Origin of the sequence: Nocardia sp. NPDC049220 (genome assembly GCF_040647855.1) — a bacterium.
Lineage (GTDB): Bacteria > Actinomycetota > Actinomycetes > Mycobacteriales > Mycobacteriaceae > Nocardia.
In genome coordinates this window covers 1-22,466 of the sequence record NZ_JBEZDA010000002.1, presented here as the reverse complement: position 1 = coordinate 22,466, position 22,466 = coordinate 1, and the positions used below count along the sequence as shown (strand labels likewise).

Here is a 22,466-nt window from a genome sequence, read left to right as displayed (position 1 = left end):
ACTCGCCAACTGTCGATGGGTGCTGCCACTGGCAGTCGCGGCTGTTGCGCGAGCCGACCAGACGTGTTTCGACCGCCAACCCGGTTCAGTTCAGGTGGGTGAGAACTCCGCCACGCTGTCCGGCCGCACGCAGGGTTTCCAGCCAATCATGGTCGCCGGGACGCACATCGGTGATTTCCCAGCGCCTCGCCGATTCGTAGCGCAGCCTGGCGTCGTACCCCGCTTCGACGAGTTCGGCGAGGGAGTTGTCGATCCGCAGACTGTCGCGTGCGGCGCCGAGCACGGTGAGCGTCTCCTCCAGCACGTCCAATAGCGCGGCGGAGTTCGGTTCGCAGATTGCACGGACGAGATCCGGTGCGGTGCCCGCGACGCGGGTGCCGTCGCGGAACGATCCGGCGGCAAGGCCGAGCGCGAGGTCACCGCCGCTGCCACCCGCCAGTGCCAGCGCCTCCGCGAGCACGTGCGGCAGGTGTGAGACGCGGGCAACGGCGCGATCGTGCTCGTCGGCCAGTACTGGCAGCACCACGGAGCCGCAGTCCAGTGCGAGCCGCGCGACTCGAGCCCACGGGTCGGCATGGGTTCCCTCGTCTACGCCGACTGCCCACACCGCGTCCCGGAACAGGTCGGGATCGGCGGCACCCCATCCGGATTGCGCGGTACCCGCCATCGGATGGCCGCCGACATATCTCGAAGCGAGACCGTGTGCATGTACGGCCGCGCGGACCGGGGCTTTCACGCTGACCACGTCGGTCAGCGCGCACTGCGAGGCGAACGTCACTATCGAAGAGAGGATGTGGTCCACCGCGGGCATCGGCACCGCGACAACGATCAGCGCGTCGGCGTCCGCGGCCCGGCGCAAGACGGCGGGCAGGTCCTCGGAGACGTCGAATCCGTCGGTGCGCGCGGCGTGAGCGCCCGCCGCCGACCGGTTGTATCCCCAACTGTCATATCCCGCGGCGACGGCCGCGCGGACCAGCGAACCACCGATCAGACCCGTTCCGAGGACGCATACGGGTGCTTTCTTTGCGGAAGTCACAAGAACAGATTCGCATACGACTTCAACATTTCAGCTCGAGCAGACTACCGTTGCGGCCATGGCAGCACAGCGCTCGGGCACGAACAGGGCGGCGTCGGATGATTACGACGACGTAGATGGGTTCGCAGTAGCGGTTGTCCGCGAAGACGGAAAATGGCAATGCAGTCCGCTGAGCCAAGCCGCGCTGACCGATTTGTCCGCAGCAGAGAACGAACTGAAGGCATTGCGCAGCTCGGGAGCTGTGTTCGGATTGCTCGACATCGATGACGAGTTCTTCATCGTGCTACGGCCCGCGCCGAGTGGCACTCGGATGCTGGTGTCGGACGCGACCGCCGCGATCGATTACGACATTGCCGCGGATGTCCTGGACGCCCTGAATGTGGAAATTCCCGACATCGACCCGGACGAGCTGGACGAAGTCGAGCCGTGGGAGGAGGGCGACCTCGGTGTGCTCGCCGATCTCGGCCTGCCCGAACCGGTGTTGAGTGTCATCCTGGCCGAGACCGATCTCTACCCGGACGAGCAGCTCAACATGATCGCCCAGCGACTGGGCTTCGCCGACGAACTCTCCGCGGTGCTGGACAAGCTGCCCCGCTGACGTGGGAGATCTCCCGGACCTGTCGATCCTCTCGGACGCCGACCTGGTGCGCGTCGCGCTCGACGCAGCGGCTGCCGCTGGGGACCGTGACGTACCTGTCGGCGCGGTTGTCTTCGATTCGGCAGGAAAGGAACTTGCGCGTGCCGCCAATGCGCGCGAAGCACTAGGCGACCCGACGGCGCATGCGGAGATCCTGGCGCTGCGCCGTGCCGCCGAAGTCCTCGGCGACGGCTGGCGGTTGGCGGGTACCACTCTCGCCGTGACGCTGGAGCCGTGCACCATGTGCGCGGGAGCGCTGGTGCTCGCCAGGGTCGGCCGGTTGGTGTTCGGCGCGTGGGAGCCGAAGACCGGCGCCGTCGGCTCGCTGTGGGATGTGGTGCGTGATCGCCGTCTCAACCACCGGCCCGAGGTGCGCGGCGGAGTGCTGGAAGCGGAGTGCGTCGCGCTGCTCGACACGTTCTTCCGCGCACAGCGCTGACCGTCGGTCGTCGCAACCGTATGGCAGTCAGCCGTCACCCTTGTCCAGCTCACAAGCCGATTTAGCGATCCGTTGGCAGTCCGGTATGGTTGTCGGCGGTGGCGTGTCCGAGCGGCCTAAGGAGCACGCCTCGAAAGCGTGTGAGGGGTAACCCCCCTCCGAGGGTTCAAATCCCTCCGCCACCGCCAGAGTCCCTTATCTGAATTGCCAGGTAGGGGGCTTTTTCTATGCTGTGACAGCGACCGGCGCGGCCGGTTTGGGTACAGAATGGGCACACTTCGAATCCAGCGCTTCCGCCACCGCGTCGAGGTCGGTATCGAACAGATCGGCGTACACCCGCATCGCAGCGTCACCGATGGGTCGGCGTGACCGAGCATCCTCGCGAGCGCTAGGACGTTCACGCCCGCACTGATTGCCAGACTCGCGCAGGAGTGCCGCAGGGCTGGCGGACCTGTCGGTGTTCATCACCGAGGTTGCGCGCCCGCGGTCGTGAGGGACAGACCATGGTGCAATTCACCACGGTCGCCCGAGGCTTCGCGCGGCCACGCGTGAGGGGCAGACAAAACGTGGGGTTCGGGATCGGTGTGTACCCCAGGTTCGTGCGATCTACTGACCGCCATCGGCTTCCCTCGCCAACGCGCGCAGAGCGTCGCGTACCCGCTCCAGCAGTTCCAGAGAGTTACCGGCGTCGGCCGCTCGGAGTAGATCGGCGGTTTCCTCGGGGCTGAGCGGCCAGCCGTCGGCGCCGATCATCGACAGCGAGCCGTCGATGTGGTCCTGCCGGATGCCGATCGGTTCGTTGTCACTAGCCATGGTCGACCCTGTCCAGCTGTTCGGCGCTGGCGAGGTTGATCATCGGATCCTCGCAGGGACAAAGTGCTTGGCTGCGAGTAGGGCTGGCGAGCAAGCTTCAATACCCGGCACGTCCGCGACGGGAATCCCCTCCGCGGCACGCTCTTTCACGAGCGGGTAGATCCTTTTCCCGGGAGATTGGCCTGCGACAGATACGCCGCGGCCCGGCGCAGCACCTCGTTCTCCTGCTCCAGCAACCGGTTACGGCGGCGCAGCTCTCGCAACTCCGCCAATGCATTTGTGCCGCTGCCTGGCTTGCTTCCGTCGTCGATATCGGCCTGCCGAATCCATTTGTTCAGCGTCGCCGGGTGCACACCGAAATCACCGGCGACCTGCTCCAGTGGTCACCCCGTCTTCACGCTGACGGGCGACCCGCACGACATCGTCGCGGAACTCTTTCGGGTAGGGCTTGGGCACTGTGACATCTTCTCAGGCCGACCCGCAGGCCAGCCATATCGGTGTCACCCATCTGTGCAGCAGCCCCATGCTGCCCGTGATCTGCTCGATGAGCGTGTCGCTGGACGGTATCATCGCAGGACCGGGTGGCGGCATCGGCCGGACGACACTGATGCGGAGCAGATGCGCTTGCACAGCGCGCGCACCCGCTCGGTCGCACGCACCTGTGCGGACGCGGCCCTTGTCTACCTTCGCTACCACGCACGTGCTGAATGAATGGTCAGTTCAGCCCACGCTGCACCGTATCCCGCGGCAGTCTCGTCAGTTCCTCGCGGTACCAGGGCGTTCGGACAGCCTCGCGGACGCGGGCGAGAGTGCCTCCATCATCGACGGCGGCCACAATCCTCCATCACCCTGACCTTTGCTCACTGCGGAAAACGACCCGACAACTCTGTGCATCGACGGATCGTAGGCATTTCCCCCATGTTTCCCCGGGTTGACGATGTGGGATATTTCAGCTGTGGTTGATGGTCGACATTATAAAATTTGCGCAGTGATCGCGTTAATTTCTGCCATAGCACCAACAATGACGAGCATGCCACGTGGCCGCCGAGCTCTGTGACTCGATCGCCAATCGCTCACCACAGGCGTCCCTGGTACGCGAGCGATGCTTACCGAAACCAGGCCAACTGGCGCCGAAAAATGGTGATCGGCAACCTGCCGACGAACACGAGACAGAGAAAGTCGGAACTTCTGCGCTTTCTGCCGATGACTCAGGTGACGCCCTGCCCCGTGAAAGTGCTTCTTCCGAGAATCAGTCGAAACCACCGGTGCTCGGAGCCCACGACCGAACGGAATCGACTACGGCATCGTCGGTGAAACCCGAAGCTGCCGGCTCCAGTAGGCCAGAGCCACCAAAATTTCTGACACCGTGGACCACGAGAAGCCCTGGGAATTCGCCGCCCGACGAGAAGGATGCCCTGCGACAGAGCCGACCAGACGACTTCGCCCCGCGGCCTTGAGCGGCGAAATCATTTCAGGCCGATAGTGGAAAATTGACAGACCGGCGGCCCCGCCACGTCTACATCACCGACCAACCTCTGACACCATATCCGACACCAGACGCCGGGCCCAACGCGGTGGATTCGAGTTCGGGATAGGAGAATGAGGAAACTCAGCGATCTCTGCGTGGCTATCAGGGATATCTTGTGTGGACAAATACCAAGAGGTACGCATTCTGCGACGGACAGCTGGCGAAATTTAGCGCAGGCCGTCAGGATGGGCGCACGAGAAATCGAGAGAACTGATAGCGCCTTTTCTCTCAAATTGGACGAACTCAGGAGCAGCGCTCAGCGAGTCGCTGGCGACGATGAGAACCACACCCCACATCTGGTAGCGAGGTCCGAATCCGCTAACAGCATCTTTGTAGGGGTAGTCCACTATACGAAACCTGATCACCCCCAATCCAAGGCGTTCGGCAAAATCGTTCACGACTGGCTCGACCATACGAACGGACACGATCGAATATTCCGCATCGAGGGCCGAGTCGGCGAGGCGGGCCGCACGGAGGAAGCTTCTCTCGCCGCACATGGTGACACAGGTCGCTTGGCTTACCTGGCCAACAAGCATGGCGTTCCCATCGGCTCGCTGGAGGAGAATTTTCATGATCAAGCGCTGTGGCTGATCCAAGAAAAAGGACACGATCCCGAAACGGTCTTCGGATACTACGTCTTGCGTCGGATACCGCAGGCGCTTCGCGCGCAGGAGGGGTATCGGCCGGACATAGAAGCGCATCTGCGAGAAACCATGATCATACATTCTACTTTTCTTCCGGACGATGTCGACGCGGGAGAAGTGTTCAAGCGAGTGATGGGAAGGCTGTATTCGGAGAGGGGAAAATCTCCGTTCGAGTTCGATGTGTCAGACGAAGACTGGTTGTTGCGAGAAACGGGGGACCCTTCGGCAGGTGGGCCGGTCGAGACTCCGATCCAAAAGGTGGCAGCGGATACTCATGATCGCCGACGGTCATATGCAGTACAGTTGATTCGCGAGGATATGGCTGAGGGGAAGGATGTCTTCGGGATATTCGGCGACACCCATTTCTTCAGAATGGCTTCAATGATGAAGAACGAATTTCCGGCAAGGAATGTCACTGCCCTCGAAGAGGCACAATGACTCTACGTCATCGTTCTCGGACGATGCACCGGCACCCAGTTGCGATGAAAACAAGGGAACAGCAACAGAATTCGGTGATTGGATCGTTTCCGTGCCCGACGTTGGGTGGATTGGTACCGGGGAATTATAATAACAGTGGCAGTCGCTACTCCTCCGCCGGCAGCATGGGCGTGAGCGCGAACCTACCTACATTTCTTGCCGTCGGCGCACCATCTCGGTGATCCAGATCGGCGCGAACGGAGACGTGCAGTTCGGTGGAGTCGGGTAGTCCTCCAGTACCTTCAGGCGCTCACCGATGTCGATGGCACGCGCGCGGTGCTCGGCGTGCTCGATCCCGATCTGGGCCAGGCAATGGTTCATCGCCCACTGCAGGCGATCCGGGGCCGCTTTCATCTCCGCTTCGATAACATCGAGCAGTCCTGCGAGGTCGAGGCGCTCGGGCCGCTTCGCCACGCATTCGGTGGTCAGCGCCCAGCCGGCACTCGCGACCACCGGATCCGGATCCGCCGACCAGGCCAGGCGCAGTTCTTCGGCGTGCGGGTTCTTCTTCACCACGTAGTTCACCAGCCAGTCATGCACCTTGGGTGCGCGCGACTCGCGCACCATGACGTCCAGCTCGTCACGCTCGAACGCCTTCGGGCGGGAGACCAGGATTGCCAGCAGTCTCGCTGCGGTGTCATCGGTGTCCCAGAGCTGGCGCGCGAGATCGTGCTGCGTTTTCAGCCGCTTCGCCAGCGCGCGTAGTTTGCCGAGATTCACACCGTGATCGTCACCGTGTCTCTCATTCACCTTGCGTGCCTTCGGGTCCTCGAGTGCGACCAGCTCAGCCAATAGCTCGGCTACCGTCGTCTCGGCCACCTCAGCCTCCTGTCCATCACGTGGGAAATCAGCCTACGAGAATGCGCGGTGACCAGATGATCAGCAGGCGCGAGGTCGAGACCACTATTCGCCATTCGGCACGATCATGCGTTCAGCGGACACTCCCGTCCAGCGAGAACACTCATCTTCGACGTCAGTCTTCGCTGATACCCAACGATCTCGATGCCGCTGGCGTCACCCGGCGCAGGCGCACCGTCGACGGGATGTCATACCTCCGGAAGGTACCAGGAGCGGGCTCGGTGAGTAGCGCTCCGCGTCCGGACATACGAACCGCCTGGTCGGTGCGGTTCGAGAAATGCTGGTCGTCCGACGGATATTCGGCGGAATCCGGGGTATCCGCCGGATATAGGAGTGCGGAAAGGACACGATGCCAGAATGCGCCGTCGAACAGTCCGCGCAGGAACGATGCGCGAGAGAAACATGAGAATCGGAAGTGTAATCGTTTTGGTTTGGCTGCTGATCGGTGTGGTCGCCGCGGGACAGCGGCACTACTTCGACAGCGGCCCGGTCAACTGTGCCGGTTTCGGGACCATTGCCGTCACCGTCATCGCGGGACCGCTCAACTACATGGGCGTGAACCCGAAGATCGAGGATTGCAATGTGCCGCAACCAAGTCCGTAGTTCAGCGGAGTGACACCGACGGCCGAGCGGGTTCCGCTCGGCCGTCGTCGTGCCACGTCCGGCGCGGCTCCGAGTCAGGGAATCTGCACCGCATCCGCCCGGTAAGAGGATCGGCGCCGCGCCTGTGCGATGAGTCGGCATCGCCTGTGTGACGAGTGGGCACCGGGCCTGAGTGCAGCCGGGACGACTGTCGAATTCGGCAACTGTGGTGCACTACTTCTCCACTGGGGGTGCGGGGTAACTGTTCGGGATCCGGGTATCCAACTCACGGGGAGCACGGAAGGAAGCGATGCGATGCGCGACCGCGAAATGCGTCGGCGATCCACTCGTGGCACAGGCAGCCGACTGGTCGGGCTCCTGCTGATGGTCTGGCTGGCCGTCGGGCTACTCGCGGCCGCCCAGCGGCACTATTTCGACAGCGGCCCGGTCATCGACTGCGCGGGCTGGGGCACGATCGGTCTGACAACGGTCGTCGGCCCCTTCAACTACCTGGGGATGAATCCGAAAGTCGGTGACTGCGAGCTGCCACAGCCCAGCCGGTGACCGAACGATAGTCGTAATTACTCATCCCCCGCCCGGCATCCGGGCGGGGGATGCGGGCGGATCAGGTCAGCCCACGTCGGCCGGTTGTTTGGAGTCATCCAGCGTGGGCTGCCCGGGCGCCCTCCATGTCGATATCCGGCACGATCCGATCCAGCCAGGCCGGTATCCACCAGGCCACTTACCCATCAGCACCAGCAGCGACGGGATCAACACCATCCGGACGATGAACGCGTCCAACAGCACACCCGCCGCCAGTGCGAAGCCCATGGACTTGGCGGTGACATCCGACTCCAGCAGAAACGAACCGAACACCGAGATCATGATGATCGCGGCCGCGGTCACCACGCGCGCGCCGTGGTGGTAGCCGTGGACCATCGCCTCGTTCGGTGGCTTGCCGTGTACGTACTCCTCGCGCATCCGGGTCACCAGAAACACCTGATAATCCATCGCGAGGCCGAAGACCAGGCCGATGAGCATGATCGGCAGGAAGCTCACGATCGGGTGTGGGTCCTCGATCAGCCCGAACCCGCCGTCCTGGAAGATCAGCACGGTCGCGCCGAAGGTCGCCGCCATGGACAGCAGGAATCCCAGCGCCGCGGTGAGCGGCACGAGGATCGCGCGGAACACCAGAATCAACAGGACGAATGCCGCGCCCGCCACGATCGCCATGTACGGCACGATCTTGCTGAGCAGCACGCTGTCGATGTCGGCATAGATCGCGGTGGTGCCGGTGACGCCGTATCGCATGCCATACGCGGACACAGTGCTCTCCTCGCGCTGATCGGTTCGTGCCGGTCGGGTGTAGCGACATACGCGGGCCAGCGGCCCGCTTCACGAACGGCCGGCCGGGAACGGCCGGTACTTCCGAGCTGGAGGTCGAACAGTTTCTGAGTCTGCTGCCGACTACTCGCGAGTCAAGAACCGGAAACGCACGCGGCCCCGCACCCGAGTCCGGCGGGTTCACGCGGTCGTCGCAACGCTCTCGATTGAGAGATTGCGACGACCCCTAGAAATCGCCGTCCTCGGGTGCGGGGCCGAACGGTACTGGCCGGATCAGCTGACGCCGACCGGCACCTTCATGTCGTCCGTCGCACGCTGCTGCAGTTCACGCAGTTTGGTGCCTTCGACATCGATATCGGGCAGTAGCCGATCGAGCCAGGTCGGTATCCACCAGGACCACTTACCCATCAACACCAGCAGCGACGGGATCAACACCATCCGGACGATGAACGCGTCGAACAGCACCCCCGCGGCCAGCGCGAAGCCGAACGACTTCGCGGTCACGTCGGTTTCCAGCAGGAAGGAGCCGAACACCGAGATCATGATGACCGCCGCCGCGGTCACCACGCGGGCGCCGTGGTGGTAACCGGCCACCACCGCCTCCCTGGGGGACTTACCGTTGACGTACTCCTCCCGCATCCGGGTCACCAGGAACACCTGGTAGTCCATCGCGAGGCCGAAGACGAGGCCGATGAGCATGATCGGCAGGAAGCTGATCAGCGGATGCGGGTCCTCGATCAGGCCGAGCTTGCCCTGCTGGAAGATCAGCACGGTCGCGCCGAAGGTCGCCGCCATGGACAGCAGGAATCCGAGCGCCGCGGTGAGCGGCACGAGGATCGAGCGGAACACCAGGATCAGCAGGACGAACGCGGCACCGGCCACGATGGCCAGGTAGGGCACGATCTTGCCGAGTAGCACGTGGTCCACGTCGGCGAAGATCGCCGTGGTGCCGGTGATGCCGTACTCGATGCCGTATTCGGCCTTCAGCTGGCCCTCGGCAGCGCGGGCGTCCTGCACCAAGTCCTTGGTGGCCTGGTTGTTCGGGCCCGACTTCGGCACGCCGTCCAGCAGCGCGCCCTGCCCGTCTTTGCTCCACTGCGGCTCGGTCACATAGTCCATGCCGGGGTAGGCGGCGAGCTTGTCCCGCAGCGCCGTGACCGCGGCCTGCCGGTTCTCGGTGGGTACGTCGGTCAGGTCGACCGCCACATTCAGCACGCCGTTGCTGCCCTCGCCGAAGCCCGCGGTGCGCAGCTCGTAGGCCTTGCGGACGGTGGAGGTCTTCGGCATGCTGTCGTCGCCGGGCAGGCCGAGGTTCAGCCCGGCCGCGGGCGCGGCGAGCGCGCCGAGTACCACGACGCTCAGAACCAGCGCGGCCCACGGCGCTCTGCCGATCAGTCGACCGAAGCGCATGCCGTTGGTGACCGAACTGTCGTCCTCGGGGTCGTGTTGCGCGATCAGCGGCAGCTTCGGCTTGAACAGGAAACGTCCGAACGCGCCGAGCAGGGCGGGCATCAGCGTGATCGCGGTGAGCACCGCGAAGCCCGCGGCGATCGCGCCACCCAGGCCCATGAACGTCATGAACTGAACGCCGACGATGCTCAGACCGGCCAGCGCGATGATGACGGTCAGTCCGGCGAATACCACGGCCGACCCGGCGGTGCCGAGTGCGGTGCCGGCTGCTTCTTCGGGTGAATCCTGTACGGCGAGTTCGTGTTTGTATCGGGACACGATGAACAGCGCGTAGTCGATGGAGAGCGCGATACCGATCATCGAGGCGAGGAAGGTGGTGAAACTGGGGACCTCGATCACCGAGGTGCCGAGCATGATCAGCGAGGTGGCCGCGCCGAGGCCGACGATCGCGGTGACGATCGGCACGAACGCGGCGACGATGGCGCCGAACGCCGCGACCATCACGACCAGCGCGACGGCCATGCCGATCATCTCGGACTTGCCGCTCGGAACTTCCTGCTTCATCGCGATCGAGCCGCTCATCTCGACGGTGAGTCCGGCATTGCGCGCGTCGGCGGCCACCTCGTACGCCGCATCCCGATTCTGGTCGGTCACGTCGGTGAACTTCGCGATCGTGAACGGGACGTTCATCACCGCTACCGCGTCCGGCTCGGTCTTGCTGAGTACGTTCAGCGGCGCGCCACTGCACTTGGTCGGGTCGGGATCTGCCAGGCAGCCCATCTTCTCGGCCGCTTCGATCGGGTTCATGATCGGTTTGCTGTGGTCGACGATGTCGAGCTGGCCGAGCCTGGCGATGAACGCTTCGAGCGCCACCCGGTTGGCCGGGTCGGTCAGCTTCTGCCCGTCCGGCGCGGCAATGACATAGGTGCCGGTGACCGCGTCGAATTTGAACGCGTCGGAGGCGCCGGGGAAGTGCTTGTCCAGAATGTCGGTGGCTCGCGCGGACGGCAGGTTCGGCAAGCTGAAGTCGTTGGTCATCGGTTTGCTGAGCTGTGCGCCCAGGCCCCCGACGAGCACGAACAAGGCGATCCAGGCGGGGAGGACTATCCATTTCCGGCGGAAAGCGAACTTTCCCCATCTATAGAGGTAAACGGACACGAGGGATTACTCCTAGCGGTGACTGGGAACGTGCTGGTTCGCGTGTAGACAGCACTCTCGCGGGGAGCCCTGCCTGCCCCGCCTCCACACTGACGCTTCTGCCTACCGTGCGGTAGGTAGACTACCCAGGAGCTAAGCGGAGGTACAACCTCTAATTCTGAGGGCAACGCTCGCTCGGCTGAGAAGTGATGAGAGGATCATCCCATGGCTGTCCGCGACACACCTGGCACCGTTGCCGCAGGTGGAGGCACGAAAATTGCGATTCGCGACGCTGCCGTTCGGCTGTTCGGAGCCAAAGGATTCGAACAGACGAGCCTGCGCGAGGTCGCGGATGCGGTGGGAATCACAAAGGCGTCGCTCTACTATCACTACGCTTCGAAGCTCGACCTCCTGCTCGCCATCATCGATCCGATCGTCGATCACATGCGCTCGGTGGTCGACGATCTCGACCAGGCGCCGCGCGACCCCGACAGCATCCGTCAGGTATTGCGGACGTATCTGCGCGGCCTGATCCATCACCGCGACGCCGGAGCATTGGTTGTGCGCGACACGGTCGCGATCATCAACGCGATGGCCGACCGCTACCCGGATCTGATGGAAGCGAGCAGGGTGCTGCGCGAATGGCTGGCTGGGCCGAACGCGACCGAGGACGCCCAACTCCGGGCCTGCGCGGCACTGGAGGTGATCGGCGTCGCGCTGGTGTCCAAGGAATTGGTGCCCGGCGCCGACGACTCGGTGGTCGAGTCGTCCCTGCTGGACGCCGCGACTTGGGTACTCACCGCGGGTGCAACCGCGTAGATTCGACCTACCGCCGCCAACGCCAGGGAGTTGTCGCTGTGCACATCAGCGCGAAGGTCGATCACGCGGTGCGGACGCTGCTCGAGATCGCCCAGGTACCACGGCCGGGTCCGCCCACGGTCGAGCGCGCGGCGCCCGTCGTGCCGGCCGCCCCGGTCGTCAAAGCCGAGGCGATCGCCACCGCGCAGCGGATTCCGCCCAAGGTGCTCGAGTCCGTGCTCGGCGAGCTACGGCGGGCCGAACTGGTGATCAGCAGGCGCGGGCCGGACGGCGGCTACTGGCTGGCACGGCCCGCCACCGAGATCTCCATCGCCGACGTGATCCGCGCGATCGAAGGGCCGCTCGCATCGGTACGCGGCGAACGACCCGAGGACGTGCACTACTCCGGCGCGGCCGAGTCGCTGCAGCGGGTGTGGATCGCTGTGCGGGTGAATTTGCGCGCGGTGCTGGAGAATGTGTCCATCGACGATATCGCGCGGAATCGGCTGCCCGGATTCGTCGAGGCGCTCACCGAGGATCCTGGAGCCTGGTCACGCCGATAGCTCCGTGCCAGGAAGGGTATTCATGCTGGTCAGCAATCTCCACGACGGAGTGCGTCGTTTGCCGGTAGCCTGCGAATCACCATGCTGATCAGTCTGCTCCGTACGCATCTGTACCCCTACCGCGCCCAATTGGCGGGGGTCGTTGCGCTTCAGCTGGTTTCTGTCATCGCGATGCTGTACCTGCCGAGTTTGAACGCGGATCTGATCGATGACGGCGTCACCAAGGGCGATATCGGCTACATCTGGACGACCGGGATGTGGATGCTCGCGGTCACCGGGGTGCAGATCGTCGCATCGGCCTGCTCGGTCTATCTCGGCGCGCAAGCAGCGATGGGTGCGGGACGGGATCTGCGCGCCGCCGTATTGCACCGGGTCGGCACGTTCTCCGCGCGGGAAGTGGGCATGTTCGGCGCGCCGTCGCTGATCACCCGCAACACCAACGATATTCAGCAGGTTCAACTGCTCATCGTGATGTCGGCGACCATTCTGGTGATGGCGCCGATCATGTGCGTCGGCGGCATCATCATGGCGCTGCGGGAGGCTCTCGGCCTGTCCTGGCTGCTGCTGATCGCCGTGCCCGCGCTCGGGATCACCATGGGTTTGCTCATCTCCAGGATGGTGCCTCGCTTCCGCGAGATGCAGGCCAGGATCGACGGGGTGAACGGGGTGCTGCGCGAGCAGATCACCGGCATTCGGGTGGTCCGGGCCTTCGTGCGGGAGCGGCAGGAGACCTGGCGCTTCGGCGTGGCCAACTCCGAACTCACCGAGACGGCGTTGCGCGTCGGCCGTTTGACCGCGCTGATGTTTCCGACGGTCATGCTGATCAGCAATGTCACCGCTGTCGGAGTGATCTGGTTCGGCGGGCGCGCGATCGACGCGGGTCACATGCAGATCGGCTCACTCACCGCGCTGCTGTCCTACATCATGCAGATCCTGATGGCCGTGATGATGGCCTCGTTTCTGGCCATGATGGCGCCGCGCGCGGCGGTCTCCGGGGACCGGATCGGCGAGGTGCTGGACACCGAATCCTCCGTCCACCCACCACGACTGCCGCGGCCGTTCACCGACGACCCGGCCGCGGTGGACTTCCAGTTCGCGGAATTCTGCTTTCCCGGCGCGGAAAAGCCGGTGCTGAAAGCCATCCGGTTCGAGGTGCGGCCCGGCACCACCACCGCGATCGTCGGGTCCACCGGCGCGGGCAAGACCACGCTGTTCAATCTCATACCCCGGTTGATGGATGTCACCGACGGTGCGGTGTACGTCGGCGGTACCGACGTACGGCATATCGACCTGGAACTGTTGCGCGCGCAGATCGGACTCGTTCCGCAGAAGGCCTACCTGTTCTCCGGAACGATCGCGAGCAACCTGCGCTACGGGAATCCGGACGCCACCGACGAGGAGCTGTGGCAGGCATTGGAGATCGCGCAGGCCGCCGATTTCGTCCGGGAGATGCCGCAGGGCCTCCAGAACCCGGTCGCGCAGGGCGGAACCACCGTTTCGGGTGGTCAGCGCCAGCGGCTGGCCATCGCGCGGGCACTGGTGAAGAAGCCGAGGGTCTACCTGTTCGATGACTCGTTCTCCGCGCTGGACGTTGCGACGGACGCCAGGTTGCGGGAGGCGTTGAAGCCGGCCACCGTGCAGGCCTCGGTGGTCATCGTCGCCCAGCGCATCACGACCATCCGCGACGCCGATCAGATCGTGGTGCTGGAGGACGGCGTGATGGCCGGGGTCGGCACCCACGAACAGCTGATGCGGGACTGCTCGGAGTACCGGGAAATCGTCGAATCACAACTGAGTGCCGAGGAGGTGTGATGAGTCATCATCGCGCAGCGCTCGTCTGCGCCGACCGGGTGCGGGTGTCCCGCATGGCACTGGAGGTGTGATGAGTCATCATCGCGCAGCGCTCGTCTGCGCCGACCGGGTGCGGGTGTCCCGCATGGCACTGGAGGTGTGATGAGTCATCATCGCGCAGCGCTCGTCTGCGCCGACCGGGTGCGGGTGTCCCGCATGGCACTGGAGGTGTGATGAGGCCAGGAATGCCGGGCCCCGGTGCGCCGGGCACGAAGGCCACATCGTTCGGCCCTTCACTGCGGAGACTGCTGCGCAGGCTCGCTCCGGAGCAGTTTTATGTCGGGTTGATCATTTCGCTCGTCATCGTCTCGGTGGTACTGAACACGCTCGGGCCGTACATCCTCGGCAAAGCGACCAATCTGGTCTTCGACGGTGTGGTCGGTAAGCAATTGCCCGCGGGAATCAGCAAGGACGAGGCCGTCGAGGGGCTGCGGGCCAAGGGCGACAACACCTTTGCCGACATGCTCGGTGCGATGAATGTCGTCCCGGGTGCGGGTGTGGATTTCGGCGCGGTCGGCCGGGTGCTCACACTGGTGCTCGCGCTCTACCTGGGCGCCGCGATGTTCAGCTGGTTGCAGGGCTATCTGCTCAATATCGTCATCAACCGAACGGTGAAGCGGCTGCGCGGCGATATCGAAGACAAGATTCACCGGTTGCCGTTGCGCTACTTCGATTCCGCGCCGCGCGGTGACTTGCTCAGCCGGGTCACCAACGACGTGGACAACATTTCGCAGAGCCTGCAGCAGACCATGAGTCAGCTGCTCACCTCGGTGTTCTCGGTGCTCGGCATCCTGATCATGATGTTTTGGATCTCGCCGCTGCTGGCAGTGATCGCGCTGCTCACGGTGCCGGCCGCGGTCTTGATCACCGCGCAAATCGCGAAACGCTCCAAACCGCACTTCGTCGATCAGTGGAAGTACACCGGCCTGGTCAACGCCCAGGTGGAGGAGGCGTACACCGGGCATGAGGTGGTCGCCGCGTTCGGCCGCAACCACGAGGTCGGCAAAGAGTTCGACAAGCGCAACGAGCAGCTGTACCAGGCCAGTTTCAAGGCCCAGTTCATCTCCGGCCTGATCATGCCCGCGATCATGTTCCTCGGAAACGTGAATTTCGTGCTGGTCGCCCTGGTCGGCGGCCTGCGGGTGGCGACAGGCAACTTGTCGCTCGGCGAGGTACAAGCGTTCATCCAATACTCCCGACAGTTCAGCCAGCCGCTGACCCAGCTCGGCGCGATGGCCAACCTGCTGCAGTCCGGTGTCGCCTCGGCCGAGCGAATCTTCGAGATCCTCGACGCCGAGGAACAGAGCCAGGACCCGGTGATGCCCACTGTTCGCCCGGTGGATCGCGGCCGAGTGGAATTCGAGGCCATCTCGTTCCGCTACGAACCGGACAAACCCGTGATCGAGCGGCTGTCGCTGGTGGCCGAACCCGGCCATGTGATCGCCATCGTCGGCCCGACCGGCGCGGGTAAGACCACGTTGGTGAATCTGCTCATGCGGTTCTACGAACTCGACGCGGGCACCATCACCATCGACGGCGTCGATATCACCGAGATCACTCGCGACCACCTGCGCGCCCGCATCGGCATGGTGTTGCAGGACACCTGGCTGTTCCACGGCACCATCCGGGAGAACATCGCCTACGGCAACCCGAACGCGAGCGAACAGGAGATCCTTGCCGCGGCGCGCGCCGCATACGTGGATCGTTTCGTGCACGCGCTGCCCGACGGCTACGACACGGTCCTCGACGAAGAAGGCTCCGGAGTCAGCGCGGGCGAGAAGCAGCTGATCACCATCGCACGAGCGTTCCTGGCCAAACCATCCATCCTCATCCTCGACGAGGCGACCAGCTCAGTGGACACTCGCACCGAACTGCTGGTGCAGCACGCCACCGCCGCATTGCGCCGCGACCGAACCAGTTTCGTCATCGCCCACCGCCTATCCACCATCCGCGACGCCGATCTGATCGTGGTCATGGAATCGGGCCGCATCGTGGAACACGGCACACACGAACGACTACTCGACGAACGTGGGGCCTACTACCGCCTGTACAACGCCCAATTCGCGGGGGCTGTATCTAATTAGCAGCGCCTTCGGCCGTGAACGGGGATGTTCGGTCTCGCTTTGCTCGCAAGGGGTGTTCGGTGGGTAGTGATCGGTTTATCTGTGGATGTGTTGCGCGGGTGGGTTTGCTTGGGTAATCCGGCGACGTAGAGGTCGGGTATCTTCCGTGGGTCGGCACGGAATGTGACGGGCGCTACTGGCTCGCGGGGCGAGTGGGGGTGGGGCCGTCACGGCAGCCGGCGCGGCTGACGATGTCTACCCGCGCACACGTCGCGAGCGATACCGGATCTGGTGATCGATGGCCCCGTGCGGTTGGTATCCGCTGAACTGCGAGGATAGCGGGGTGTCCAGTCCCGAATCCTTCTCCTTCGCCGTCGGCGCTCGCCTGGATGGGCGGCACGGCCGGTCCGGTGTGATCGGCACGCCGCACGGATCGATCGCCACGCCCGCGTTCATTCCGGTGGGGACCAAGGCGACGGTGAAGGCGGTGCTGCCCGAAACCATGAAGGAGCTCGGCGCACAGGCGCTATTGGCCAACGCTTACCACCTGTACCTGCAGCCGGGCGCTGACATCGTGGACGAGGCGGGTGGCCTCGGCAAGTTCATGAACTGGTCCGGGCCGACCTTCACCGACAGCGGCGGGTTTCAGGTGATGTCGCTCGGAGTCGGGTTCAAGAAGGTGCTCGCGATGGAGGCGGTCGACATCCGCAGCGACGAGGTGATCGCCCCGGGAAAGGAGCGGCTGGCCACCGTCGATGACGACGGTGTCACCTTCCGCTCACATCTGGACGGCTCCGAGCATCGGTTCACTCCCGAGGTGTCGATGAGCATCCAGCACCAGCTCGGCGCCGACATCATGTTCGCCTTCGACGAACTCACGACATTGCTCAACACCCGTGCCTACCAGGAGAAATCGTTGCAGCGCACGCATGAGTGGGCACAGCGCTGCGTCGATCAGCACGAGCGGCTGACCTCCGCACGCACGCACCGCCCGTACCAGGCGCTGTTCGCCGTCGTCCAAGGCGCGCAGTACGAGGACCTACGCCGCAAGGCATGTCGCGGACTCGAGTCGATCCGAGGAAGAGCGGGAACCGGCTTCGACGGATACGGCATCGGCGGCGCACTGGAGAAGCGCAACCTGGGCGCTATCGTCGGCTGGTGCTGTGACGAACTGCCCGAGGACAAGCCGCGCCACATGTTGGGAATCAGCGAACCGGAGGACGTCTTCGCCGCGATCGAGAACGGCGCCGACACCTTCGATTGCGTGAACCCGTCGCGAGTCGCCCGCAACGCCGCGATCTATGTCGACAACGGCAGATTCAACATCAATACCAGCCGTTTTCGCCGCGACTTCACCCCGATCGATGAGACCTGCGACTGCTACACCTGCGCCAACTACACCCGCGCCTATCTCCACCACCTGTTCAAGGCCAAGGAGATGCTGGCGTCCACGCTGTGCACGATTCACAACGAGCGGTTCACGGTGCGGCTCGTCGACCGCATCCGGCGCAGCATCGAGGGCGACTATTTCGATGAGCACAAAGCGGAGACGCTGGGCCGCTGGAAGCGGTCATAGCCGATGCTTGGGGTGAATCGCGTCGCTCGGTGTAGTGGGGCTTCGGTCAGGCTTGCAGCGGGGCAACGTCGGTGGGGGCGTAACTGGGTTCGTGCTTCTTCAGGATCGCGATCACTCGGTAGGTGATCGGAAGCACGAGCACCTCGCAGAGCGTTTTCCAGAGGAAGCCGATGATGAGGTAGTTCACGAACTGCTGCCAGGTATCGATACCGATGGCTCCCGCGGCGATCGAGCAGAAGATCAGAGTGTCGGCGAACTCGCCGACAACCGTCGATCCGATCAGTCTGGCCCACAGGTGCTTTTCCTTCGTGCGCTCCTTGATCAACACCAGCGTTGCCGAGTTCAGCAGCTGGCCGACGAAGTATCCGGCCAGACCCGCGACAACCAGCCGTGGCGTCGTCCCGATGACCGTGCGGAACGCCTCCTGGTTCTCGTAGAAACTCGCGGCGGGCAGCCGGATCGCGATGGCGAAGCACGCGACCGTCAGCAGCAGCGCGGCGAAACCGTAGTAGATGGCGCGTCGCGTAGCGCGAAAGCCGTACACCTCGCTCAGGACGTCACCGAGGATGTAGGCCAACGGGAACAGGAAGAAGGCCCCGTCGGTGGCGATGGGCAGGATCTGCAGCGGCCCGAGCGACAGCGACTCCTCGCCGAGGAACTCCACCCCCTTGGTGGCGCAGATATTCGAGATGATCAAGGTAGCGGTGAACAGTGCGACGATCGGTGCGTAATACCCCCGCGTTACCTGCGCGAATGCGGCATGGTGCGGTACGGGGCCGGCAGGCTGGTCGTGTTCTTCGGTTGTCTTCGACTCACTCACCCGCATCATCCAACCAGGTTGTCGAATACGCTGTAGCGATGACGAATCCCGGCGATTCCGACGAATGGTGGAAACAGTACGGCGGCCAAGGCGTCTCGCCGGAATCCGGTGGGCAGACTTCGGTCCCGCAGTACCCGAACGCCGCGCCGCCTTCTGGTTATCCGTCGACGCCGCAGTACCCGAACGCCGCGCCGTCCGGTTACCCGTCGGCGCCGCAGTACCCGGTGCAACCGCCCGCCCAGCCGATGACACCCCCGCCGCAACCGCAGTACCCTGCCTACCACCAGGCCGCACAGCCCTATCCGCAGCCGAATTATCCGTACCCTTACCAGCCTTACGGCGCGTCGGTGCAGGGCACCAACGGCGTGGCGATCGGCGCATTGATCTCATCACTGGTCGGGTTCGTCACCTGCGGGCTCGGGTCGATCGTCGGCATCATCCTCGGCACTGTCGCGTTGAACCAGATCAAGCAGTCGGGGCAAGAAGGGCGTGGCATGGCGTTGGCCGGTATCTGGGTCGGTGTCGGGTCGATCGTGCTCGGCATCCTGTGGTTCGTCTTCGTGATCGTCGTGGGGGCGACGAGTTCATAGCGGCGACGCCGGGAAAGCAGTAGGGGCGCACCCGATATTCGGGTGCGCCCCTACTGGTTTGATACGACTGCCGAAGGTCAGGGCTTGACGACCTGGGTGCCGCCGGCGAATTTGTCGTGCCAGCCCTGCTTGTTCGGGTCCTGCGAGATGGTGACCATGATGTAGATCGCCAGACCCAACGAGACGAGGCCGCCGACGCACGGGATGATGTTGGCCGCGATGAACAGGTTTCGCTTCAGCGAGGTGACCGGGTCGATCTTGGCGGCGCCGCCGGGGGCGAGCACTTTCAGGCCGAGAATCTTCTTGCCGAGCGTAGTGCCCTGGGTCGTCTCCATCCCGACGAAGTAGCCGAGCTGCACGAGGGTCCAGAACAGGCCAAGGCCGATTGTCAGGCCGAACGAATCCCGGACCAGGAAGTAAATGATGAAGTAGGGGATCATCAGGATGAGCGCGTCGATGACGCGGGCGCCGATGCGGGTGCCGAGGTCGCCCGGCTGGCCGCCATAACCGAAGTTCCCGGGCTGCTGCGGGTAAGGCTGCTGGCCGTATGGATCCTGCCCGTATTGCGGCTGTTGCCCGTACTGGGGCTGTTGGCCGTACTGGGCCTGCTGGCCATACTGGGGCTGTTGCCCGTATTGCGGCGGCTGTTGCCCGTACTGGGGCTGCTGGCCGTACTGGGGGGGCTGTTGCCCGTATTGCGGCGGCTGTTGCCCATATTGTGGCTGTTGCCCGTACTGGGGCTGCTGCCCCGACTGGTCGCCGCCCGGGTACGGCTGCCCATACGGCTGCCCGCCCTGCGGATACTGGTTGGGGTCGTACCCACCGCTAGTCATAGTTGTTTGTCCTCGTCGAGTGAATCAGTAGATGGACGATGCGTACGTTACGGACATCGGCTGCATTGCAACAACCCGTTCACATCGAGTATCCACGGTTCGCGGGGCAGTTTCCCGGCGTTGAAATGCGCGAGTAGCTCGGAGGCCGACGTCGCGGTGCAGTCGAGCGAGGCGGCTAGAGTCGCCACGATCTGTCCGGGTGTGTTGCCGAGTGCCCGGCGGTCGGCGAGAGTGACCGCGCCATCGCGTTTCGCCAGTCGCTGCCCTGCCGTGTTGAGCACGAGCGGGACATGGGCATAGCGCGGCACCGGAAGGTCAAGCAGCATCGCGAGATAGGCCTGTCGTGGCGTGGAGGGCAGCAGGTCGTCGCCGCGAACCACCTGGTCGACGCCCTGCGCCGCGTCATCGACCACGACCGCGAGATTGTAGGCCGGGATACCGTCACCCCGACGCAGCACGAGGTCGTCGACTCGGCCGCGGTAGGGCCCGCGCAGTTCATCGACGACATCGAGCTCGGTGACCGTCGCGCGCAGGCGAAGCGCGGCCGGACGGCCCTGCGCGCGCAGTCGTTCGCGCGCGGACGCGGTCAGCGTGCGACAGGTGCCGGGATAAGCGCCCATCGGTCCGTGCGGCGCCGTTGCGGCCTGCTGGATTTCCCTTCGGGTGCAATAGCATTCGTAGGTCAGTCCGGCCGCGGTGAGTTGATCGATGGCCGCCTCGTAGCGGGGCAACCGCTCGGACTGCCGGACGACAGGACCGTCCCAGTCCACGCCGATCGCGGCGAGGTCATCCAGTTGCCGCTGTTCGACGCCAGGGCGCGCGCGGTCCAGATCCTCGATCCGGAGCACGAACCGCCGCCCGGTGGAGCGGGCGAACGCCCAGGCGAGCAGAGCTGTGCGGAGGTTACCCAGGTGCAGGTCCCCAGACGGGCTCGGCGCGTACCGGCCTGCCCCGGCCTCAGACACGGGCCCGGCTGAACGATGGGGTGCGCACGATGGCCATGGTAGGGGCGGGGGTCAGCCGCGAAGTCGGGGTCTGAGGTCTTCGGCGGTAGGTCGCGCGCCGGCGTCGAGCGCGGCGAGTAGGGATTCGGCCCGGCTGATCAGTCCGGCACGGTCGATTCCGTATGGCACCATGTCGCCTTCCGGTTGATAGGCGGTCAGCCGGGTCACAGAGCGGGTCAGCAGTGTACGCGCCCCTTTGGGATTTCCGCGCTGTATGTGGGTAACGCCGACAGCGAACTGCGCGAGCGCCTGCCACAGCATCCGCTCGGCGAACGGGCCGTTCTTCCATGCTGCCTCTAATACCTCGTGCGCGTTGAATGCGAGACCGTCGTCCAGCAGTTGCTGGGCGAAAGTCAAGGTTTGCTGCGGCGGCAGTTCCAGATCATCCGGAATTCGGGCAACTCCGACACTTCCCAGCGGCAGCGGACGCCCGAGTTGGTCGCGCGGACGAGCACTACGGGCGCGACCTGCGTCGTCGCGATCGCGTTCCACCATAGGTTCCATGATGCACGGCCCCGGCGACGGCGTCGATGTGACCGGGCGCGCCCGCGAATTGTCGACCGGGTAACGGGGCAATCACAGACGTTAAAGACATTGTGGTATGCCGGTGTTCAGAATGTATCCCAACCGCTGGCAATGCTTCCGCAAACTATTCGTTCGCAAACCGTAGGACGTTGCGATGATTGAATAGGTAAGAGACGGGCAAACTTTCGAAGGACCTGCTAGTCTTTACCGCGCGGGGCCAACCCCGTACGAGGTGTATTCCTCTTGAACTCGATGTGCGCCCTCGACGCACCGGGGAAGTGCGCGCTACCGCGAGGCGCACTACGGGATTCGGCGTCTCCAGCCGGGTGCCGATGCTAGCTAGAACGATGTCAGGAGAATTTTCGTTCTCGACGCAGCAAAGGAGCTAGTGCCGTGGAGGTTGATTTGACGGGCGCGGTGTGGCGCAAGAGTGCACACAGTGGTCCGGATGGGAACTGCGTGGAAGTCGCCTTTCTCATCGACGGCAATGTGGCGGTCCGTGATACCAAGGACAACGGAAGCGGTCCGATCCTCGCCTTCGCGCCGGGCGAGTGGGATGCATTCCTAGCCGGTGTCTCGGTGGGGGAGTTCCGGCGCGGTTGAGCGGCTCCCGAAGCGCCTGAATAAGGCAGAGCGGGCCCCGGGTCGGCACGGACTCGGGGCCTTCGCGATGTTCGGGCCAGCCGCGGCGAGCTTTCCTGAGGGTCGAATCATCAACCAGCAGAGCCATTTCCGCTGCCGTTGGCCCGTCTCTGGTATTTGCGCAGCACCGCGAGTTGTTTGTGTTCTTCTTCGTGCTCGATCGAATGGTTCCGCTCCGACTCCTGCCAGGGGTCCGCGCGGAGGAAGCTGCCGGTGCCCGGTTTGCCCGCCGAACCCAGCTTGCTCATCTTCTTCGGCACCGGAGCGCCCTGATACTGCAGCGGGATCGGGTGACC

21 protein-coding genes, 1 tRNA gene and 3 pseudogenes are annotated in these 22,466 nt (G+C 64.3%); 13 read left to right on the top strand and 12 right to left on the bottom strand.

The features are described from left to right. Positions 1-85 precede the first annotated feature (85 nt). Positions 86-1,036 (bottom strand): prephenate dehydrogenase, encoded by a 951-nt coding sequence (locus AB0C34_RS07500; protein WP_357068607.1) that lies wholly within the window; start codon positions 1,034-1,036, stop codon positions 86-88. A 58-nt stretch (positions 1,037-1,094) separates the two neighbouring features. On the opposite strand from AB0C34_RS07500, the gene AB0C34_RS07495 reads away from it, so the two are divergent. From AB0C34_RS07495 to AB0C34_RS07485, 3 genes are all read left to right on the top strand, one after another. Beyond that, positions 1,095-1,634 (top strand): tRNA adenosine deaminase-associated protein, encoded by a 540-nt coding sequence (locus tag AB0C34_RS07495; protein ID WP_357068605.1) that lies wholly within the window; start codon positions 1,095-1,097, stop codon positions 1,632-1,634. Positions 1,635-1,659: 25 nt separating this feature from the next. Next, on the top strand, positions 1,660-2,112 hold the full coding sequence (locus AB0C34_RS07490; RefSeq protein WP_357070026.1) for a nucleoside deaminase: 453 nt from the start codon (positions 1,660-1,662) through the stop codon (positions 2,110-2,112). A 97-nt stretch (positions 2,113-2,209) separates the two neighbouring features. Continuing rightward, positions 2,210-2,300, top strand: a tRNA-Ser gene (locus AB0C34_RS07485). A 37-nt stretch (positions 2,301-2,337) separates the two neighbouring features. Here AB0C34_RS07485 and AB0C34_RS07480 read toward each other — a convergent pair. From AB0C34_RS07480 to AB0C34_RS07470, 3 genes and pseudogenes are all read right to left on the bottom strand, one after another. After that, a pseudogene (locus AB0C34_RS07480) lies at positions 2,338-2,552 on the bottom strand (site-specific integrase); the annotation flags it as partial. A 166-nt stretch (positions 2,553-2,718) separates the two neighbouring features. Next, entirely contained in the window at positions 2,719-2,925 is a 207-nt protein-coding gene (locus AB0C34_RS07475; protein WP_357068603.1) for a hypothetical protein, read from the bottom strand. 146 nt (positions 2,926-3,071) lie between these two features. Beyond that, positions 3,072-3,305: a transposase gene (locus AB0C34_RS07470; protein WP_357070024.1), complete on the bottom strand. Its 234-nt coding sequence runs from the start codon at positions 3,303-3,305 to the stop codon at positions 3,072-3,074. A 1,333-nt stretch (positions 3,306-4,638) separates the two neighbouring features. Here AB0C34_RS07470 and AB0C34_RS07465 point away from each other — a divergent pair. Then, positions 4,639-5,535 (top strand): hypothetical protein, encoded by an 897-nt coding sequence (locus AB0C34_RS07465; protein WP_357068601.1) that lies wholly within the window; start codon positions 4,639-4,641, stop codon positions 5,533-5,535. A 186-nt stretch (positions 5,536-5,721) separates the two neighbouring features. Here the strand turns inward: AB0C34_RS07465 and AB0C34_RS07460 are convergent, their stop codons facing one another. Next, positions 5,722-6,393, bottom strand: a complete 672-nt coding sequence (locus AB0C34_RS07460; protein ID WP_357068599.1) for a DNA alkylation repair protein — start codon at positions 6,391-6,393, stop codon at positions 5,722-5,724. Between the two features lie 441 nt (positions 6,394-6,834). On the opposite strand from AB0C34_RS07460, the gene AB0C34_RS07455 reads away from it, so the two are divergent. Together AB0C34_RS07455 and AB0C34_RS07450 are read left to right on the top strand one after the other, a co-directional pair. Next, on the top strand, positions 6,835-7,035 hold the full coding sequence (locus tag AB0C34_RS07455; RefSeq protein WP_357068597.1) for a hypothetical protein: 201 nt from the start codon (positions 6,835-6,837) through the stop codon (positions 7,033-7,035). A 294-nt stretch (positions 7,036-7,329) separates the two neighbouring features. After that, positions 7,330-7,578, top strand: a complete 249-nt coding sequence (locus tag AB0C34_RS07450; protein WP_357068595.1) for a hypothetical protein — start codon at positions 7,330-7,332, stop codon at positions 7,576-7,578. Between the two features lie 94 nt (positions 7,579-7,672). Here AB0C34_RS07450 and AB0C34_RS07445 read toward each other — a convergent pair. Both AB0C34_RS07445 and AB0C34_RS07440 read right to left on the bottom strand, forming a co-directional pair. Beyond that, positions 7,673-8,331: pseudogene (locus tag AB0C34_RS07445) on the bottom strand (MMPL family transporter); the annotation flags it as partial. Positions 8,332-8,631: 300 nt separating this feature from the next. Next, positions 8,632-10,926 (bottom strand): MMPL family transporter, encoded by a 2,295-nt coding sequence (locus AB0C34_RS07440; RefSeq protein ID WP_357068593.1) that lies wholly within the window; start codon positions 10,924-10,926, stop codon positions 8,632-8,634. A 204-nt stretch (positions 10,927-11,130) separates the two neighbouring features. On the opposite strand from AB0C34_RS07440, the gene AB0C34_RS07435 reads away from it, so the two are divergent. The 5 genes from AB0C34_RS07435 (at position 11,131) to tgt (ending at position 17,756) form a co-directional block, all read left to right on the top strand. Beyond that, positions 11,131-11,724 (top strand): helix-turn-helix domain-containing protein, encoded by a 594-nt coding sequence (locus AB0C34_RS07435; protein WP_357068591.1) that lies wholly within the window; start codon positions 11,131-11,133, stop codon positions 11,722-11,724. Positions 11,725-11,762: 38 nt separating this feature from the next. Continuing rightward, a complete protein-coding gene (locus AB0C34_RS07430) occupies positions 11,763-12,266 on the top strand; it encodes an Rrf2 family transcriptional regulator (protein WP_357068589.1) in 504 nt (167 codons plus the stop codon). Between the two features lie 81 nt (positions 12,267-12,347). Continuing rightward, entirely contained in the window at positions 12,348-14,078 is a 1,731-nt protein-coding gene (locus AB0C34_RS07425; RefSeq protein WP_357068587.1) for an ABC transporter ATP-binding protein, read from the top strand. Positions 14,079-14,302: 224 nt separating this feature from the next. Beyond that, on the top strand, positions 14,303-16,201 hold the full coding sequence (locus AB0C34_RS07420; RefSeq protein WP_357068585.1) for an ABC transporter ATP-binding protein: 1,899 nt from the start codon (positions 14,303-14,305) through the stop codon (positions 16,199-16,201). Positions 16,202-16,523: 322 nt separating this feature from the next. Then, positions 16,524-17,756 carry a tRNA guanosine(34) transglycosylase Tgt gene (gene tgt / locus AB0C34_RS07415; protein WP_357068583.1) on the top strand — a complete coding sequence of 411 codons (1,233 nt, stop codon included), beginning with the start codon at positions 16,524-16,526 and terminating at the stop codon, positions 17,754-17,756. 46 nt (positions 17,757-17,802) lie between these two features. On the opposite strand, the gene AB0C34_RS07410 is transcribed toward tgt, so the two are convergent. After that, the gene (locus AB0C34_RS07410; RefSeq protein ID WP_357068581.1) at positions 17,803-18,585 is read right to left on the bottom strand and encodes a queuosine precursor transporter; all 783 of its coding nucleotides are present in this window, start codon (positions 18,583-18,585) and stop codon (positions 17,803-17,805) included. Between the two features lie 29 nt (positions 18,586-18,614). Between AB0C34_RS07410 and AB0C34_RS07405 the strand changes: the two genes are divergently transcribed. Continuing rightward, positions 18,615-19,166 carry a DUF4190 domain-containing protein gene (locus AB0C34_RS07405; RefSeq protein WP_357068579.1) on the top strand — a complete coding sequence of 184 codons (552 nt, stop codon included), beginning with the start codon at positions 18,615-18,617 and terminating at the stop codon, positions 19,164-19,166. Between the two features lie 77 nt (positions 19,167-19,243). On the opposite strand, the gene AB0C34_RS07400 is transcribed toward AB0C34_RS07405, so the two are convergent. Genes AB0C34_RS07400 through AB0C34_RS07390 form a run of 3 tightly spaced genes read right to left on the bottom strand, consistent with a single transcriptional unit; the run spans position 19,244 to position 21,498 of the window. Then, positions 19,244-19,999: an RDD family protein gene (locus tag AB0C34_RS07400; RefSeq protein WP_357068577.1), complete on the bottom strand. Its 756-nt coding sequence runs from the start codon at positions 19,997-19,999 to the stop codon at positions 19,244-19,246. 47 nt (positions 20,000-20,046) lie between these two features. Further along, entirely contained in the window at positions 20,047-20,964 is a 918-nt protein-coding gene (gene gluQRS / locus AB0C34_RS07395; RefSeq protein ID WP_357068575.1) for a tRNA glutamyl-Q(34) synthetase GluQRS, read from the bottom strand. A 51-nt stretch (positions 20,965-21,015) separates the two neighbouring features. Beyond that, positions 21,016-21,498 carry a DUF309 domain-containing protein gene (locus tag AB0C34_RS07390; RefSeq protein WP_357068574.1) on the bottom strand — a complete coding sequence of 161 codons (483 nt, stop codon included), beginning with the start codon at positions 21,496-21,498 and terminating at the stop codon, positions 21,016-21,018. Positions 21,499-21,921: 423 nt separating this feature from the next. Here AB0C34_RS07390 and AB0C34_RS07385 point away from each other — a divergent pair, with 423 nt between their 5' ends. Then, entirely contained in the window at positions 21,922-22,131 is a 210-nt protein-coding gene (locus tag AB0C34_RS07385; RefSeq protein WP_357068572.1) for a DUF397 domain-containing protein, read from the top strand. Between the two features lie 110 nt (positions 22,132-22,241). Here the strand turns inward: AB0C34_RS07385 and AB0C34_RS07380 are convergent. Continuing rightward, positions 22,242-22,466: pseudogene (locus tag AB0C34_RS07380) on the bottom strand (cytochrome b); the annotation flags it as partial.